The organism is Streptomyces sp. NPDC001339 (genome assembly GCF_042895955.1).
Classification (GTDB): domain Bacteria; phylum Actinomycetota; class Actinomycetes; order Streptomycetales; family Streptomycetaceae; genus Streptomyces.
In genome coordinates this window covers 607,965-622,361 of the sequence record NZ_JBIAWT010000003.1, presented here as the reverse complement: position 1 = coordinate 622,361, position 14,397 = coordinate 607,965, and the positions used below count along the sequence as shown (strand labels likewise).

Annotated in this window: 16 protein-coding genes; 9 read left to right on the top strand and 7 right to left on the bottom strand. The window is 69.7% G+C overall.

Annotated elements, in window-relative coordinates; genetic code table 11:
• Nucleotides 1-36: 36 nt before the first annotated feature.
• From ACFY12_RS11815 to ACFY12_RS11805, 3 genes are all read left to right on the top strand, one after another.
• A complete protein-coding gene (locus ACFY12_RS11815) occupies nt 37-834 on the top strand; it encodes a hypothetical protein (protein WP_390715610.1) in 798 nt (265 codons plus the stop codon).
• A 189-nt stretch (nt 835-1,023) separates the two neighbouring features.
• Entirely contained in the window at nt 1,024-1,641 is a 618-nt protein-coding gene (locus ACFY12_RS11810; protein WP_390715609.1) for a class F sortase, read from the top strand.
• A gap of 231 nt (nt 1,642-1,872) precedes the next feature.
• Nucleotides 1,873-2,109: a hypothetical protein gene (locus ACFY12_RS11805; RefSeq protein ID WP_390715712.1), complete on the top strand. Its 237-nt coding sequence runs from the start codon at nt 1,873-1,875 to the stop codon at nt 2,107-2,109.
• A gap of 149 nt (nt 2,110-2,258) precedes the next feature.
• Here ACFY12_RS11805 and ACFY12_RS11800 read toward each other — a convergent pair whose 3' ends face one another.
• The 3 genes from ACFY12_RS11800 to ACFY12_RS11790 all read right to left on the bottom strand — a co-directional run bounded on the left by ACFY12_RS11800 (nt 2,259) and on the right by ACFY12_RS11790 (nt 4,057).
• The gene (locus ACFY12_RS11800) at nt 2,259-2,969 is read right to left on the bottom strand and encodes a restriction endonuclease (protein WP_390715608.1); all 711 of its coding nucleotides are present in this window, start codon (nt 2,967-2,969) and stop codon (nt 2,259-2,261) included.
• Nucleotides 2,970-3,207: 238 nt separating this feature from the next.
• Nucleotides 3,208-3,417 carry a hypothetical protein gene (locus tag ACFY12_RS11795; RefSeq protein WP_390715607.1) on the bottom strand — a complete coding sequence of 70 codons (210 nt, stop codon included), beginning with the start codon at nt 3,415-3,417 and terminating at the stop codon, nt 3,208-3,210.
• A gap of 226 nt (nt 3,418-3,643) precedes the next feature.
• Entirely contained in the window at nt 3,644-4,057 is a 414-nt protein-coding gene (locus ACFY12_RS11790) for a DUF1707 domain-containing protein (RefSeq protein ID WP_390715606.1), read from the bottom strand.
• A 258-nt stretch (nt 4,058-4,315) separates the two neighbouring features.
• Here ACFY12_RS11790 and ACFY12_RS11785 point away from each other — a divergent pair, with 258 nt between their 5' ends.
• Nucleotides 4,316-4,942 (top strand): TetR/AcrR family transcriptional regulator, encoded by a 627-nt coding sequence (locus ACFY12_RS11785; RefSeq protein ID WP_390715605.1) that lies wholly within the window; start codon nt 4,316-4,318, stop codon nt 4,940-4,942.
• Here the strand turns inward: ACFY12_RS11785 and ACFY12_RS11780 are convergent.
• Entirely contained in the window at nt 4,923-5,306 is a 384-nt protein-coding gene (locus ACFY12_RS11780; protein WP_390715604.1) for a hypothetical protein, read from the bottom strand. The two genes, ACFY12_RS11785 and ACFY12_RS11780, sit on opposite strands and share 20 nt — an antisense overlap.
• 389 nt (nt 5,307-5,695) lie before the next feature.
• The gene (locus tag ACFY12_RS11775) at nt 5,696-6,229 is read right to left on the bottom strand and encodes a GNAT family N-acetyltransferase (RefSeq protein WP_390715603.1); all 534 of its coding nucleotides are present in this window, start codon (nt 6,227-6,229) and stop codon (nt 5,696-5,698) included.
• Nucleotides 6,230-6,419: 190 nt separating this feature from the next.
• Here ACFY12_RS11775 and ACFY12_RS11770 point away from each other — a divergent pair, with 190 nt between their 5' ends.
• A complete protein-coding gene (locus ACFY12_RS11770; protein ID WP_390715602.1) occupies nt 6,420-8,009 on the top strand; it encodes a PH domain-containing protein in 1,590 nt (529 codons plus the stop codon).
• 63 nt (nt 8,010-8,072) lie between these two features.
• Here the strand turns inward: ACFY12_RS11770 and ACFY12_RS11765 are convergent, their stop codons facing one another.
• Nucleotides 8,073-9,083 (bottom strand): DUF1259 domain-containing protein, encoded by a 1,011-nt coding sequence (locus tag ACFY12_RS11765; RefSeq protein ID WP_390715601.1) that lies wholly within the window; start codon nt 9,081-9,083, stop codon nt 8,073-8,075.
• Nucleotides 9,084-9,752: 669 nt separating this feature from the next.
• Here ACFY12_RS11765 and ACFY12_RS11760 point away from each other — a divergent pair.
• Both ACFY12_RS11760 and ACFY12_RS11755 read left to right on the top strand, forming a co-directional pair.
• The gene (locus ACFY12_RS11760) at nt 9,753-10,253 is read left to right on the top strand and encodes an RICIN domain-containing protein (protein WP_390715600.1); all 501 of its coding nucleotides are present in this window, start codon (nt 9,753-9,755) and stop codon (nt 10,251-10,253) included.
• A gap of 171 nt (nt 10,254-10,424) precedes the next feature.
• On the top strand, nt 10,425-10,733 hold the full coding sequence (locus ACFY12_RS11755; RefSeq protein ID WP_390715599.1) for a hypothetical protein: 309 nt from the start codon (nt 10,425-10,427) through the stop codon (nt 10,731-10,733).
• A 41-nt stretch (nt 10,734-10,774) separates the two neighbouring features.
• Here ACFY12_RS11755 and ACFY12_RS11750 read toward each other — a convergent pair whose 3' ends face one another.
• Nucleotides 10,775-11,050, bottom strand: coding sequence for a hypothetical protein (locus tag ACFY12_RS11750; protein WP_390715598.1), 276 nt, complete (start codon nt 11,048-11,050; stop codon nt 10,775-10,777).
• Between the two features lie 426 nt (nt 11,051-11,476).
• Between ACFY12_RS11750 and ACFY12_RS11745 the strand changes: the two genes are divergently transcribed.
• Together ACFY12_RS11745 and ACFY12_RS11740 are read left to right on the top strand one after the other, a co-directional pair.
• A complete protein-coding gene (locus tag ACFY12_RS11745) occupies nt 11,477-12,859 on the top strand; it encodes a family 2B encapsulin nanocompartment shell protein (RefSeq protein WP_390715597.1) in 1,383 nt (460 codons plus the stop codon).
• Nucleotides 12,846-14,378 carry a SufS family cysteine desulfurase gene (locus ACFY12_RS11740; protein ID WP_390715596.1) on the top strand — a complete coding sequence of 511 codons (1,533 nt, stop codon included), beginning with the start codon at nt 12,846-12,848 and terminating at the stop codon, nt 14,376-14,378. Before ACFY12_RS11745 ends, ACFY12_RS11740 begins: the two co-directional genes overlap by 14 nt.
• Nucleotides 14,379-14,397: the final 19 nt, after the last annotated feature.

Here is a 14,397-nt window from a genome sequence, read left to right as displayed (position 1 = left end):
GACGACGTTCGACTCGGACTCGCAAAGGAACTCTCCATGGCTTCCTCCCGCCGCACGGCCACCCGCCGCAACCTCGTCCGTACGTCCGCGATCGCCGCCGTCGCCGGCTCGGCGCTGCTGCTGCCGGCCGCCGCCGCGTTCGCCGACAGCCCGGCCCCCTCCTCCGACTCGGCGAGCCCGACCGCCGAGCAGGACAAGAAGCAGGACGGCAACCAGGGCCAGGACCAGCAGAAGAGCGACCAGGACAAGAACAACCAGCAGAAGGACAGCCAGGAGAAGGGCAACCAGAAGAAGGAAGACGACCAGAAGCAGAGCAAGGACAAGAAGGACGGCAGCGGGGAGCGCAAGTTCATCCGCAGCCAGAGCCTGGCCGGTGGCTTCACCGCCAAGGTCTACAAGCTCGGCCAGAACCACTACCAGGCCGACATGTACGCCAAGGCCCCCGACACCGGCAAGCTCGTCAAGTACGACACACTGGAGACCAAGGGCGGCAAGCCCGCCTACGGCCAGCACAACGGCGCCCACTTCGTCCTGCAGCCCGACGGCACCATGTCCTCCTGGACAGAGGGCGGCGACAAGAAGTCCCACTCCAAGGACAGCAAGGACAACAAGAACAAGAAGCAGGACCAGCACAAGGCCGTGCCCGGCGACGGCACCAAGGGGCAGGGCAAGGTCACCCCCAAGGGCGGCGTCAAGGCCGGCGCTGAAGGCGTCGAGACGAGCGGCGACAACACCATGCTGCTCGCCGGCGGTGGTGCCGCCACCGCCGCCGCGGGTCTCGGCTTCACCGTGCTGCGCCGCCGCAGGGCCGGCGACTCCGGCGACAACGCCTGATCCCCCTTGTGACACCCAGGAGTTGAGGCGGTCCGCTCATCCCTCACCGGAGCGGACCGCCCCACTTCGGCCCCCGCCCCCGCCCTGGCCCCGGCCCCGGCCCTCGTGCGTACGTACCGGTGCCCCGGCCGGCCCGTCGCCCCTGCTCTCTTCCCTGCCACCGCTACCCGCCACGCACCTGGAGTCGCCGTGATCACCACCCGCACGCCCCGTCTCGGCCGTCTCGCGACCTGTGCCGCGCTCGCCCTCGCTGTCGCCGGCGGGCTGACGGCCTGCGGCAGCGGCGACACTCCCGGCCCCGACGTCGACATCAAGAACGCGGCGACCGCCCCGGCCAAGGAGACCGCGCCGCCCATGACGGCCTCCCAGCCCAAGCGTCTGCAGATCCCCTCCGCGGACGTGGACGCCGGCCCGTTCGTGCCGCTGGAGGTGGACAGCGGCGGAGAACTCGGCGTGCCGCCGGTGAGCAAGGCCGAACAGCCCGGCTGGTGGACCAAGAGCCCCACCCCCGGTGAGAAGGGCGCCTCGATCATCGTCGCCCACTACGACACCAAGAACGGCCCGGCCCTGATGAAGAACGTCAAGAACATCAAGGTCGGCGATGTGATCAAGGTGCTGCGTGAGGACGGCTCCACCGCGACCTTCAAGATCCGCGAACGCCAACAGGTCGAGAAGGACGCCTTCCCCACCCAGAAGGTCTACGGCGACACCGACCGCCCGGAACTGCGCCTGCTCACCTGCGGCGGCGAGATCGTCGACGGCCACCGCTCGGCCAACATCATCTTCTACGCCGACCTCGTGAAGTGACCCCCGGCGCGCACACCGGCCCGGCCCGATCCGGCCCGATCCGGCACCGCACGTGCACAGGGCCCGCCGGCGCTGTCCCTGGCCTTCTTCGTCGTGTACTTGGCGATCTCGGCCGGAAGTCCGGTGGAGCTGAGCCATTCGTCAAGTGAAGTGCTCAGCTACAGCGGACGTCAGATTCACTCTTGCGTGTGGCTGCACGATAATTCGAACACGTGATGCAATACCTGCGTGATGCCTTACGCCTTCCCCGACGACCTCCTGCAGGCCCAGCGCGACTGGTACACCGCGTACCAGCAGCTCGCGCTGACCGAGAATCCCGCCCAGACCACGGTTCTGCGGCGCACGCTGCAACGGCTATCCGTACGGATCACCACACACCCCTACTGGGCAAGCATCCCGGGCCGGGCACCGGCTGCCCGTATGGCGCTGAAGCAGCTGGCATGGGAGCCGGAAGAGGCCGGATCATGACCGCCGCCCACAAGACCGGCCCCGAGCACGGACCACGCGATCCACCCGTCAGCCCCGCCGCACCCTCCGCTCAGCCGCCTTCGGCCCGCCGAGGAAGCGCTCAGGGGGGCGCCCGACGCAGCCAGTCCACGGCATGCCGTACCGCTGTGTCACGGTCTCCAGGGTGGGCGGCCGCCGGCGATCCATCGGCCGAGGGCGCGGCCGTCGACCAGGCGGAGGGGGTGGTCGAGTTCGGCGTTGGCGCGTTGCGCGTCCGGGGTGAAAGTGCTGGTGGTGACGATGACAGCCTGGTCGCAACGGTGGTAGGCACGATAGGTGCCGTTGACGGCATAGATGACCGGAGCCCCGACCCGGTTCGATGGCGCGTAGCGCTTGCACTGGATGGCGATGCGGCGGCCGTCGATGAGATGGAGCAGGACGTCGAGGGCGCGGTCGTTGGCACCGCCGGAGACGGTGGCAGCGCGGACGGCGGGGTCGCGGCGCGCGAGGTCGGCGATGGCGTGCTCGAACTGGGTGCCCGTCATGTGCTGGTAGGCGGCGATGCTGTGGGTGAAGTCCGCCTGGGCAGCGGTGCGGAGCCCGGGCAGGTGGAGGCGACCGGTGCGGATGACGAGAAGGAGCACGGCCGCGGCCACGGCGAGGGTGGCCAGCACGCTGCTGGTGACGGGGTATTCCTGGAAGACCGCGACGACAGTTACCAGGATGATGGCTGCGGCGACGAGGCGGCCGGTGGCGGACCGATGTGTACGGCGCCGGACGGTGCGGGGCCGGGGCCTCCTGGCGGGGTGGCGGGTACGGGGCCTCCTGGCGGAGTGGCGGGTACGGGCGGATCGGCGTCGGCGTTGCGGTGCGGCGGCCATACGTCTCCCGGATGAGGTGGTGCCTTCTGGTTTCCGGCAAGTGGTGAGGGCGGCCCTGGAGCCGGGGTACGGCTACCGGTCAGCCGCGGCTGTTACGCGCCACTCGGCGGTTGCGGCGGCGCGCAGTGGTGACGGCGGTTGCGCCGGCGGTGCGTTCGCCGAGCGGGGGCACGGGCCGGTGTTCGCGTGACGGCACTCACCGGTCCGCCCATGACACTCACCGGCCGGCCCATGACACTCACTGGCCGGCTCGTGAGATGCCGTTCACGAGTTGGGTCAGGAAGTCCAGGATCGCGTGCCCCACCGGTGTCGGAGCGATCAACACCCCGAGTGCCAGCACGATGAGCACGGTCAGCTTCTCGTCGAACCGGCTCCTGGCCTCCGTTCGGCGGCGTAGCCGCAGGACGACGATGACAGCGAGCCCTACCGCAACATTGATCGTCAGCAATCGCCCAGCCCTCCCCCGAGTGTGGCCCTCCTCGCCACGAGGAAAGCCAACGTCCCTGCCGGCCCTCATGTGTAGCCCGAGCCCGGCAGCGCTGCCTCCCAGTTGCCCGCGATTGACGATAAAGCGCTTTCTTGGCTGGATTCCGCAGGTGAGCGGCCTACGACGCCAGTCGAGGCAGCCGGCGGGGCAGCGGGGGGACAGCGAGGGGGGCAGCGAGGGGGGACGGCTACGAGTCGTTCTTCTCCTCGCCGCGCGGCCACACCGCGATCGCAACCAGCACGGCCGCCCAGATCCCGAGCGGCGGCAAGGGCCAGAAGTACGTCAACTCGTGCTTGCGGAAGCAGTTCACGCCCCAGATCGCCGACATGACCACCGCACCGCCGAGCCAGTAGCGCCACTCCTCCAGCCAGTCCCGCAGGTCCTTGCGGTCCCGTTCCCGCGCGGACAGCTCCGGTGCGGGCAAGTCCGCCGTCAGTGCGGCGAGTTCTGCACCCGTACGCGCCTGGAGCGCCTGCCGCGCACGCTGCTCGTGCTCGTGCGCGTCCAGCCGCCCCTCGGCGAGCGCGGCGGCCAGCCGGTCGAGCACGTCGTCACGCTCGCGGTCCGCGATCCGTATGGCGGGCTCATGTCGATCATCCATCGGTGTCCCCATCGTCTTGTACCTCTCGCCACCTGACTCGGCTTTCACCCTTCGCCCTTCACTGTTCGCCGTTCACTGTTCGCCGTTCGACTGGGCCGGTGTCGGCACGGCCGAGTTTCAAGATACGACTGTATCCCTAAAAGGATACGGGCGTATCCTGACGGGGCAGCGGGGAACCGGGCAACGGGGAGAACGGGGAACAGGGAAACCGCAGGGCGGAAGTGGAAACACAGAAGTGGAAACGAGGAGCCGCGCAGCGTGCCGAAGACCGTGGACCGCGACGAACAGCGGCGGCAGATCGGCGCCGCCGTGCTGCGCCTCGCCTCCGAGCTGGGACTGGACGAGGTCAGTGTGCGCACGGTGGCCGCCGCCAGCGGCCGCTCCCCGGGGGCCGTCCAGAAGTACTTCCGCACCAAGGACGAGATGCTAGCCTTCGCCGCCGAGCTGGCCGGCGAGCGCATCGAGGAGCGGATGGCCGCCGTCGACTCCGGCCTCCCACCACGTGAGGCGCTCCGCGCCCTCGTCCTCACCACCCTCCCCCTGGACGCGGAACGCCGAGCCGAGGCCGCCGCTCAACTGGCCTTCGCCACCCGCGCGGCCCATCACCCCGGACTCGGCGCAATTCGCCGGCAGATCGACGAGGACGTCCGCACGGCCCTCGGCGGCTGGCTGGCAGCCATCGGGCACGGCAGCGGCCCGGACGCGGCCGCCGGCCGACTGGCCCTCGCCGATGCCGTGATCGCACTCTCCGACGGGCTGGCCCTGCGACTGCTGTACGCACCCGACGACCGGGACGCGCTGCTGCGCGCCCTCGACCACGCGCTGGACGCACTGATTCCGGCGCCCTTGCAGGCGGGAGAGACCCTCAGCCGCAGTCGGGGGTGATCGAGGCCACCGGAGCTCCGGTCAGCTCCGCTTCACCGAAGCCGTCTATCTCCTGTTCGCTCCCGGCGAAATGCGGCCTGTCGTTGAGCCTCACGATGCAGCCGAAGTCATCGGGTATCGGATTGCGTGCCGACAACGGGGCCACCGGAAGGGCCAGTTCGTCGACTTCCGGGAAGGTGAAGCCGCTCCGGGTCACCTTCACGGGGAGGCGGTAGAGCACCTCACCGGTCTGGTGATGGCCGCTGAACAGACAGAAGTCGCTCTTACGACAGGTCACGGACGCAGCCTGAGCGGGGAGGGCGGAGGTTGCCGCGATCCCCAGTGCCGCCAGGGCGACGAGGCCGGTCCGGATGGTGCGCTGCAACAATGTGGCTCCTTATGCCGAGTTATATCCAGTTATGCCGAGTTAGGCCGATCTGGACAGAGCTATGGCGAGTTATGGCGAGAAGCAGAGGATCATCACCCGCATCCATGATGAAAGATCATCCTGTGCGGTTCGTCACGGGTACGTGTACAGATCCGGCCGGTGTCCGGTCACGCGCCTCTGCACACCGGAGTGGGGCAAGGCCAGGTCCAGTTCGTCCAACTACCCTGCGCAGCCGCCCTGTTGACTCCGATCCACGCCTGAGCCGACCACCGGTCGGACCGGGACCGCAGCGGGCCCGGTCCCGCCCGCACACCGGGAACTTGGCCGGGATGCTGCGGGGCGGGGTGAGGTGGGGCGGGGCGGAGTGCGGCTACCGAGCTACCGAGCTACCGAGCCCGCAGGGGCGGTGCCGTGGACCAGGATGTTGAGCCGGGGGAGAGCCTCTTCGTCATGAGGTGTTCTCTCCGTCCATCGGGCAGCACCTCACCCAGGGGCCCGGCGTCCTCGAATCCATGGCGCCGGTACAGCGCCATCGCGTGTGCGTTGCCGGGCGTGACGAAGAGCTCCAGGACCTCCGCCCGCCCCTGCACGGCCCACTGCCCCACCGCCTGAACCAGGCGATCCCCGACGCCCCTCCCCCGAGCCTCTGCGCCGACCCACAGGGAAATCAGTTCCACGACGCCCTTCCGCGAGCCCGGAATGCCGCCGGCCATCCCGGCCGGCTTCCCGTCGAGTGCGGCGACGATATTCCACGAGCCGGGGATGCTCAGCCGGGAACGCCATCGCTCCTCCCGGTCGCCCTCCCCTTGCCAGTCCGCGAGCCTGGAGCCGAAGGCATAGGGCGCCTCGGCGAGCGCGGCCAGCCGCAGCTCGCGCCACCTGGGCCAGTCGTCCGCCGTCAGTACCTGTAGCTCGATCATGCGAGCAGACTGCCCCAGGTCGGGATCAGCGGGCGAGGATTTTTTCACGGCAAGGATTCCACGGCACAGGAAGGGAGTGGGGTGGCGCAGGCCGGGCCTCGCCTTTCGGGCATACGGCAGCCTTGCCGCCCAGAACTCTGCCGCACCCCGCACAAGCACGTGCAAACCGGGCGGTGGCAGGATTTCCGGCATGACCGATATCCGGGAAGTGACCTGCCGGCCCCTCCTGAAGCGCGCCCTGTGGTGCTTCGTCGGAGCCGGGGTGGCCGGGGCGGTCCTGGCCGCGGTGCGCATGGCGTACCGGGGCACGCTTCTGGATGTGTGGCTGGGCACCGGCCTGCTGCTCGCCCTGGTGGGCATCGCGTCGCTCCGCGCGGTCACCACCCGGGTGCGCGCCGACGCATACGGCCTGCACTGGCGGACGCTGCTGCGCCGCCGGAGCGTGCCCTGGCGCGACGTCGCCGACCTGCGTGTACGCCTGAAGTACGCGAACACCCCACGGGTCGAGGAGACCCGTCGCGTCATCCTGGTACGGCACGACGGGCGCAAGCGGATCCTGCCCCTGCCGCACAGCTGGTCCCCCGCCGACCCGGACTTCGACGCGAAGCTGGACGCGCTTCGCGCGCTGCACCGCCGTTACGGAGCCCCGGAGTCGGGCCACGTGCCCGTCATCTCGTACCGCACCGGCGGGCGTGGCTGGGCCGGGCCGCTGGGGCTGTGCGCGCTGCTGCTCGGGGGCGCGATCGCAGTCGCGTGGTTCGTGCCGTACGCGGCCGCGGAGGAGCGGGCGTGGCAGTCGGCCCGTCCGTGCACCGCCGCGACGCCCGCCACGGAGCGCGGGAGCTGCCTGACCACCCTGCCGGCCGTGATCAAGGACACCGAGGTCAACCGGCCCAAACAGCGCAGCTGGCTGTACTTCGCCGGGGGCCGGCCGCTGGACCGGCTCGCGGTCTCGCAAGAGACCGCCGAGGGGTTCCGGCCCGGCGACAGCGTCGAACTGACCTACTGGCGGGGCGCGGTGATGAAGGTCACCGGCGAGCACCAGGAGTGGCGTGAGCACTTCGCCGGTGGCGGGGACCTGGCCGCCGTCGCGGCCGCGCTCGCCCTCGCCGCGGGCTACCCCGGCGCGCAGACGCTGCTCCGCCTGCGCGGGCGCCGGCTGCCCGACGACGAGGTCCTCCCCTCGGCTCTGCCGTTCGCGGGTGCGCTCGTCGGTACGGCCCTGTGGCTGCTGCCGCTCTGCTGTCTCCACCCCACGCCCACGACCCTGCTCTCCTCTCCCGTGGCGGTCACATGGGCGGCCGCGGGCTCGTCGGCCACGCTGGGCCTGTTCCTCTGGGCCTGGCGCGCCACCCGCATCCGTACGCCCGGGGAAGCCGAAGAGGCTGAAGCGACGGAAGAAGCCGGAGCAGCGGCCGACGGTTCCGCCGAGCGGGAGAAGGAGGTGTTCCTGGCCGCCCGCTTCCTGGAGCACACCGACTACAACCCGTACGGCTTCGGCACCCACATCGTCCTGGGAGACGGCCCGCCCGCGGTGACGCCGCACCCCGGCCCGGGCCGGTTCGCGGCGAAGGACATCCCGGTGGAGCGGCTCACCGTCAAGGAGGTGCGGCGCGCCCGGGGCAGCGACGGCGACACGGTGCCCAGAAGCTGGCACATCGCCGAACTCGACGACGCGGGCGCGCCGGTCCGCCTCGCGGCCGCCCCGGCCGACCTGGCCCGTATCGTCCGAGGGCTAGGTGTGCGTACCCCCACGAGCGGCGCACACCCCGAGCCGTGACCGCCTCCGGCGGCCCACGCCCGCGGACAGCCGGGTGCGTCCGAACTCCGCTTCACGCCAGGGTCAGCCGATCGGGACGACGTTGGTGGCGGCCACCGCTGGGCGCAGGGCCCGGGCGAGCGCGACGCCGTCACCGACGGCCCAGAAGTGGACGAAGAACAGGCGGGGTTCGTCCGTCAGGCCGTGGTTGTGCAGCTCGACGAGTTCCACCCCGGCACGGCGCAAGGCCACCAGGACGTCGTGGACCTCGTCGGCGATCATGGCGCAGTCTCCGCTGAGCGCGGCGAAACCGCCGCCCAGCGGCTGGAAGTTGAACGCGCTGGTCGATCCCAGGCCTGGTGGCAGCACCCGGTCGCCGTCGGTGACGGTCTCGCGGCGGACGAAGACGCATTTGTGGATGCCTTCGTCATAAGAGCCTTCGGCGCCCATCGCGGCGTCGATACCGGCGGTGTCCAGGTCGAGTGGCTGCGGCGGGGCCGGCGGCAGCGGGGGCGGGGTGTTCGTACGGTCGAACCCCGCACGCAGGCCGCGGGCCATGGCCAGGGTGTCGTGGCCGTGTGCGTGGATGTGGACCCACCAGATGTCCGGGGTCTGCGACAGGAGGTGCTTGTGGATCGCGGTCAGCCCGATCCCGTACGCGTGCAGGGCATCCACGAACGGCTGCAGTTCGCGCTCGGCGACCACCACATCGCCCATCACCAGCGTGGTCTCGTCGGCGTAGCGGACGAAGGACACATGCGAGCCGAGCGCCAGCGCCGGTTTCACGAGGACGTTGCGGGAGCGCACGAGGAGGTCCCGGCGCGGCAGAGCCGTGTGGTACATCAGGTTTCGCTTCATGTCGCCCGGCCGGCCCAGCGTGTGGGCCACGCCCTCCCAGCCCGCCAGGGTGGTGGGAACCGGCTCGACCGGCCTGGGGTTCTTCGCCCCGGCCCGTCCCGCGGCCAAAGCCCGGGCGGGGGGCGACGCCCCGGCCAGCATCGGGGCCAGCGCGGCCGCGGCCAGCAGGCGGCGTCGCGGCGCACCCGCGTGGGGTCGGACGACCTGCTGGACGTCCTGCTGTGGGTCTCCAGCCATCACCTGAGCACCTCCATGACGAGATGGAAGCACGGCAGAACGGAATCAAGGTCATATCACTGCCATAACAGCCACAACTGGGAGCCAAGTGGACTAAGCGGTCACCTCCTGGCCTGGTGAGGCATGAGACGGCGAACTGGGTGTATAGGCCACGATGTCGGGCTATGGAGGGATTCAGCCAGCCGGTTGCCTGTCGTCGGCCCGCCGGATCACGCCACAGCCCGGGGCGAGCGGTGGCGCGCGCACGCGCTCAGGCCCGTGAGGCGACGTTGGGGGGTGTGCCGCCGCGGGGGCTCCTTGGTCTTCTCGCACCGTCCGCAGCCCCGACCCCTTTATCCGCGCCCGGCCGGGTGCGGATACTGACCTCCGGGTAGTGGCCGGAAATTCCTGAGGTTCGGCCGAACCACCCCTCATCTCTCATGGCCGGCCCGCGAATGGCCCGAATTCCCACTTGCCCGGAAGCGATCTCTGCGGGAATGCAAAGAAATTGACGGCGCAATCATCACGTCGCCTTGACGTCCGGAACATACCTTCCGGAAAAAGCCCGGCCAACCGTATGTTCCTTTCCGGGGCACATGCCCCAGGAACGTGCACACTCAACCTTTTCAGGTGACCTGCGAACGTCGACTTCATACCCGACGCGCAGAAGTCACAGGCCAGGAGGAGATCGTGGCAAGTCGCAAGGCCATCGCCGCCGTTCTGTCCGCATCGGCCCTGCTCAGCACGGGTCTGCTGACTGCCGGCAGCGCGCAAGCGGCGACCGTTTCCACGGTTCAGCCGGACGTTCGGTACACACTCCAGAACGTCGACAGCGACCGTAACCTCGACGCCTTCGGAAACGATACCGTGAAGGCCTGGTCCCCGGACACCTCCGGAACTCAGGACTTCTATCTGAAGCCCGGACGGTTCCAGGGTTACCAACTGGAGAGCGCACACCACCCCGGCCGGTGCATCACGGCCAAGGGCATAGGGCAGCAGATTGCGCTGGCGGACTGCAATTCCGGCATTCAGGCCCAGTATTGGGACTACGCGAACAGAGAAGCGGGCTCCGCCCTGATCAGCCGGAAGTTCGCCCAGGGCTGCATCACCGACTCCGGAAACCGCAACTCGGTGGCCCTCGCCCGGTGCACGGGAGCCGCTGATCAGAGGTGGATCCCGCTGATCGGCTGAGTCTTCCGGGCCCACAGGAAGAGGCTCGACCCTGGTGGGGCGGCAGTCCCCGGCCATCCCCGGCCGTCCTCGCCGCCCCACCAGGCGCACTCCGGATCGCCGCTCCGGATCACCACAGAGAACCGCATAGAATCTTCCTTCGGCCTGCCCCCCTGCACCTCAGAAGGACCCATGAAGAAGAGCGCGATAGCCGGCCTCTGCGGCCTCGGCCTCGGCCTCCTCGTGGCCATCGGCGCCTACGAGGGCTTCGCCGCCGCCGGCGATCCGCTGACCTTCGCCGAGTACCAGCAGATCAAGGCCGGCAGCGACGAGAAGACCCTGTTCCGCTACGCCAGTACGTGCCAGCAGGAACATGAGGCGTCACCCGCCGACGGCTACCCCGTGACGTGGACGTGCTACGGCGCCGACGGGACGAGCAACGCGGTGTTCTTCTACTCCGACGGTGTGCTGTTCAGCAAGGCGGAGACCGGGCTCCGATAACCCCCGGCCCCCGGCCCCGGCGAGCCGCCACCACACGGCGATCAGCCGCCCGGAGTCTCCGCCAGCCGGAACGGCCCGGCGGCGCCCGGGCCGAACATCACCGGCAAGCTGCGGCCGAGCGGCACCACGACGAGCGGCTCGTCGCGGTACTCCCGCAGAAATTTCTCCAGTGGCTCCCAAATGAGACTCCGGTAACCGGCTTCGGTCCGCTGATGTTCGAAAGAGAGCGTCAGTGCGGAATCGCCCACGGTGACGCTCACCGCGTCCACCTCCAGCCACTCCCCACCGATCCAGGCCTCGAGCCTTACCTGCGACATGCCCGCAAGGGTGCCCTGACCAGCACGGCAGCCGCAACCTGCCGCAGGTGGCGGGTGAGCACCGCGCGCAGCAAGGCGCAGGAAGACACGGAGGAGACCGATAAGCCATCCTTTAAGAAATGCAAAGCAGTGTTATGAGAGTAAATCTGGTCGGATACCTGGGTGCGGAAAGGTACGGGGCGGAGCGTCCGGATGCCCCTGAAGCTCCTGCTCCCGGGATTCCCGTACGTGGTAGCGGCGTTGTCACCACGAGTAGTCGCACATTTTTGCGGAACCGGTCCTTCAGTTCAGCGAGCATTTCCGGCCTCACACCGGCGGACGGTCGGTTGCGAGGCTGCGGACTCCGACAACACGATCGGATCGTTCCCGCGTGTCGTTCGGCCGTGCGCCGGCCGATCGGCGTGCCTTGCGATGAGGAGGGGTCCCGTGAACGACCAGTTGAGCCTCAGCCCGGATGCGGCACGGCAGCTTGCGACCACCACCAAGACCAGCCCGCAGATGCGCGGCATCACCCCGCGATATCTGCTGCGCGCCCTGCCGTGGGTGGACGTGGAAGCGGGCGTCTTCCGCGTCAACCGCCGTCGTACGTACGTCCTCGGGGACGACCGCATCAGCACCCACAGCGACGGCGGCTCGCCCCAGGTCGTCCCCGGCGACCTGCGGGAACTGCCGTATCTCCGGAAGGCGGACGATGCCCTCCTCGCCGAACTCGCCGGCGCTTTCACCGAGGTGCGCTTCGAGGCGGGGCAGATGCTCGCGCAGGAAGGCGACGCGCACCAGCAGCTGTGGGTGATCGTCCAGGGCCGCGCCGAGAAGCGGGTGAGCGGCCGCTACGGCGAGGACGGCGTGCTGGAGGTCATCGGCGACGGCCAGTTCTTCGACCTCGACGCCTGGACCCGCTCGGAGCCGCTGCCCTATCGCGTCCGGGCGCTCACCCCCGGTGTGGCGCTGCGCGTCGAACGCGGCGTGCTCGACGGACTGTGCGACCGCGACGCGGCGTTGCGGGGCGCGATGGACGCCTACCTCGCGGGCGACGTCCCCCTGCCGGGTTCGGAGTCCCCGGTCGACCTCGCGACCGGGCACGTCGGTGAACCGGACCTTCCGGGAACGTTCGTCGACTACGAGGCTGCGCCCCGCGAGTACCACATGAACCTCGCCCAGACGGTGCTGCGGGTGCACACGAGGGTCTCCGACCTCTACAACGGCCCCATCGACCAGGTCCGCGCCCAGGCCACGCTCACGGCGCAGGCGCTGCGCGAGCGGCAGGAGGCCTCGCTGCTCAACCACCCGGAGTTCGGGCTCTTCAACAATGTGGCGCCGGGGCAGCGGGTCCAGGCCCGTACCGGATCACCGACGCCGGACGACCTGGACGAGCTGCTGACCCGGGTGTGGAAGCAGCCCGGCTTCTTCCTCGCGCACCCCAGGACGATCGCCGCGTTCGGGCGGGAATGTACGCGCCGGGGTGTCCCCCCGGTCATCGACAACCGGTTCGGCAGCCCGCTGCTGTCCTGGCGCGGAGTGCCGCTGCTCCCCTCCGACAAGGTGCGGTTCTCCGAAGGCGCGGGGGTCGGCACCTCCGAGATCCTGCTGATGCGCGTCGGTGAGGCCGAACAGGGCGTGGTGGGTCTGCGGCCCGCGAAGATCGAGGACGAGATGGAACCCGGCCTGTCGATGCGGAACATGGGCATGGACCAGAAGGGCATCACCTCGTTCCTGATGACGGCGTACTTCAATGCCGCGGTGCTGGTGGAAGACGCGGTGGCCGTGCTCCAGAACGTCGAGGTCAACAACTACCATGACTACTCCTGACGTCACGCGGACTCTTGACGCCACGCGGACTCCCGATGTCACGCAGGGGCTGGGACTGAATCCGCCGGCGGCGTCCGGTGCGGTTCCGGCACCCTCGTCGATCCCGGCCTCCCCATCGACCGCCGGTGTGCCCGGAGCGCCGGCCACCGCGATCCCGGTCGCGGATCCCTCCGCAGCCTGGGACCCAGGCCTGTCCGCCGCCACCGCCCAGCCCGCCGCCGACCAGACCGTACCGCCGGCCGGACTCCCCGGCCAGACCACCGGACTGCCGGGCCAGACCACTGGATATCTCGGTCAACCGGCCGCGTTCTCCCCCGAGTTGGCGCGCCGGGACGTCCCGATCCTGCATCGGATGGTCAACGGTCACCCACTGGTCTGGCTGGACAACGGGGCCACCACCCAGAAGCCGCGACAGGTCATCGAGGCGCTGGCCGGCTTCTACGGATCCGCCAACTCCAACATCCATCGCGGCGCGCACACCATGGCCCGGGAGGCCACCGAGGCGTACGAAGCGGGCCGGGCCGCGGTCGCCCGGTTCCTGGGCGCACCGTCCCCGGACACCATCGCCTTCGTACGCGGCACCACCGAAGCCATCAACCTCGTGGCGCAGACCTGGGGGCGGGCCAACCTCGGTCCGGGTGACGACATCCTCGTACCGGTGCTGGAGCACCACTCGAACATCGTCCCCTGGCAGATGATTGCCAAGGAGACCCGGGCACGGGTAGTACCCGTACCACTGCAACCGGACGGGCAGATCGACCTCAACGCGTTCGACGACCTGCTCTCCATGCGCACCCAGCTGGTGGCGATCAGTCATGCGTCGAATGTGCTGGGCACCGTTCCGCCGGTGCGCGAGATGACCGCGCTCGCGCACCGTTACGGGGCCAAGGTCCTGGTCGACGGGGCGCAGGCGGTGGCGCACTTCCCGGTCGACGTACAGGACCTGGACGCCGACTTCTATGTGTTCTCCGGCCACAAGCTGTTCGCCCCGACGGGCATCGGCGCCCTGTACGCCAAGCCGGAGGTCCTGCAGAAGATGGCGCCGTGGCAGGGCGGCGGCAACATGATCGAGTCGGTCGACTTCGGCCGTACCACCTATGCCCCGGTGCCTCATCTCCTGGAGGCGGGCACCGGGCACATCTCCGGCGTCGTCGGCCTGCTGGCCGCACTGAACTGGCTGACGTCCTTCGACCAGGACGCCATCGCCGCCTACGAGACCTCGTTGATGGCGTACGCCCAGCAGGCCCTCGCGACCGTGCCCGGATTCGAGCTGCTGGGCTCGGCGCCCGACAGGATCGGCGTGCTCACCTTCACCCTCGCGGGCCGTACCCCGGTGGAGATCGCCGACTGGCTGGACAGCGACGGCATCGCCATCCGGGCCGGTCACCACTGCGCCCAGCCGGCGCTGGCCCACTACGGACTCGAGAGCGCGGCCCGTGCCTCACTCGCGCTGTACAACACACATGAGGAGGTGGACAAGCTGGTGGCGTCGCTCCAGGCTCTGCAGCAGAGCGAGTGACGTCACGCTACGGAAAGCG

Bases quoted from the DNA above. Each gene is read 5' to 3' on its own strand.
- ACFY12_RS11815 (WP_390715610.1), top strand. From the start codon at position 37: ATGGCTTCCTCCCGCCGCACGGCCACCCGCCGCAACCTCGTCCGTACG.
- ACFY12_RS11805 (WP_390715712.1), top strand. From the start codon at position 1,873: ATGCCTTACGCCTTCCCCGACGACCTCCTGCAGGCCCAGCGCGACTGG.
- ACFY12_RS11800 (WP_390715608.1), bottom strand. From the start codon at position 2,969: ATGGCCGCCGCACCGCAACGCCGACGCCGATCCGCCCGTACCCGCCAC.
- ACFY12_RS11790 (WP_390715606.1), bottom strand. From the start codon at position 4,057: ATGGATGATCGACATGAGCCCGCCATACGGATCGCGGACCGCGAGCGT.
- ACFY12_RS11775 (WP_390715603.1), bottom strand. From the start codon at position 6,229: ATGATCGAGCTACAGGTACTGACGGCGGACGACTGGCCCAGGTGGCGC.
- ACFY12_RS11770 (WP_390715602.1), top strand. From the start codon at position 6,420: ATGACCGATATCCGGGAAGTGACCTGCCGGCCCCTCCTGAAGCGCGCC.
- ACFY12_RS11765 (WP_390715601.1), bottom strand. From the start codon at position 9,083: ATGGCTGGAGACCCACAGCAGGACGTCCAGCAGGTCGTCCGACCCCAC.
- ACFY12_RS11755 (WP_390715599.1), top strand. From the start codon at position 10,425: ATGAAGAAGAGCGCGATAGCCGGCCTCTGCGGCCTCGGCCTCGGCCTC.
- ACFY12_RS11750 (WP_390715598.1), bottom strand. From the start codon at position 11,050: ATGTCGCAGGTAAGGCTCGAGGCCTGGATCGGTGGGGAGTGGCTGGAG.
- ACFY12_RS11740 (WP_390715596.1), top strand. From the start codon at position 12,846: ATGACTACTCCTGACGTCACGCGGACTCTTGACGCCACGCGGACTCCC.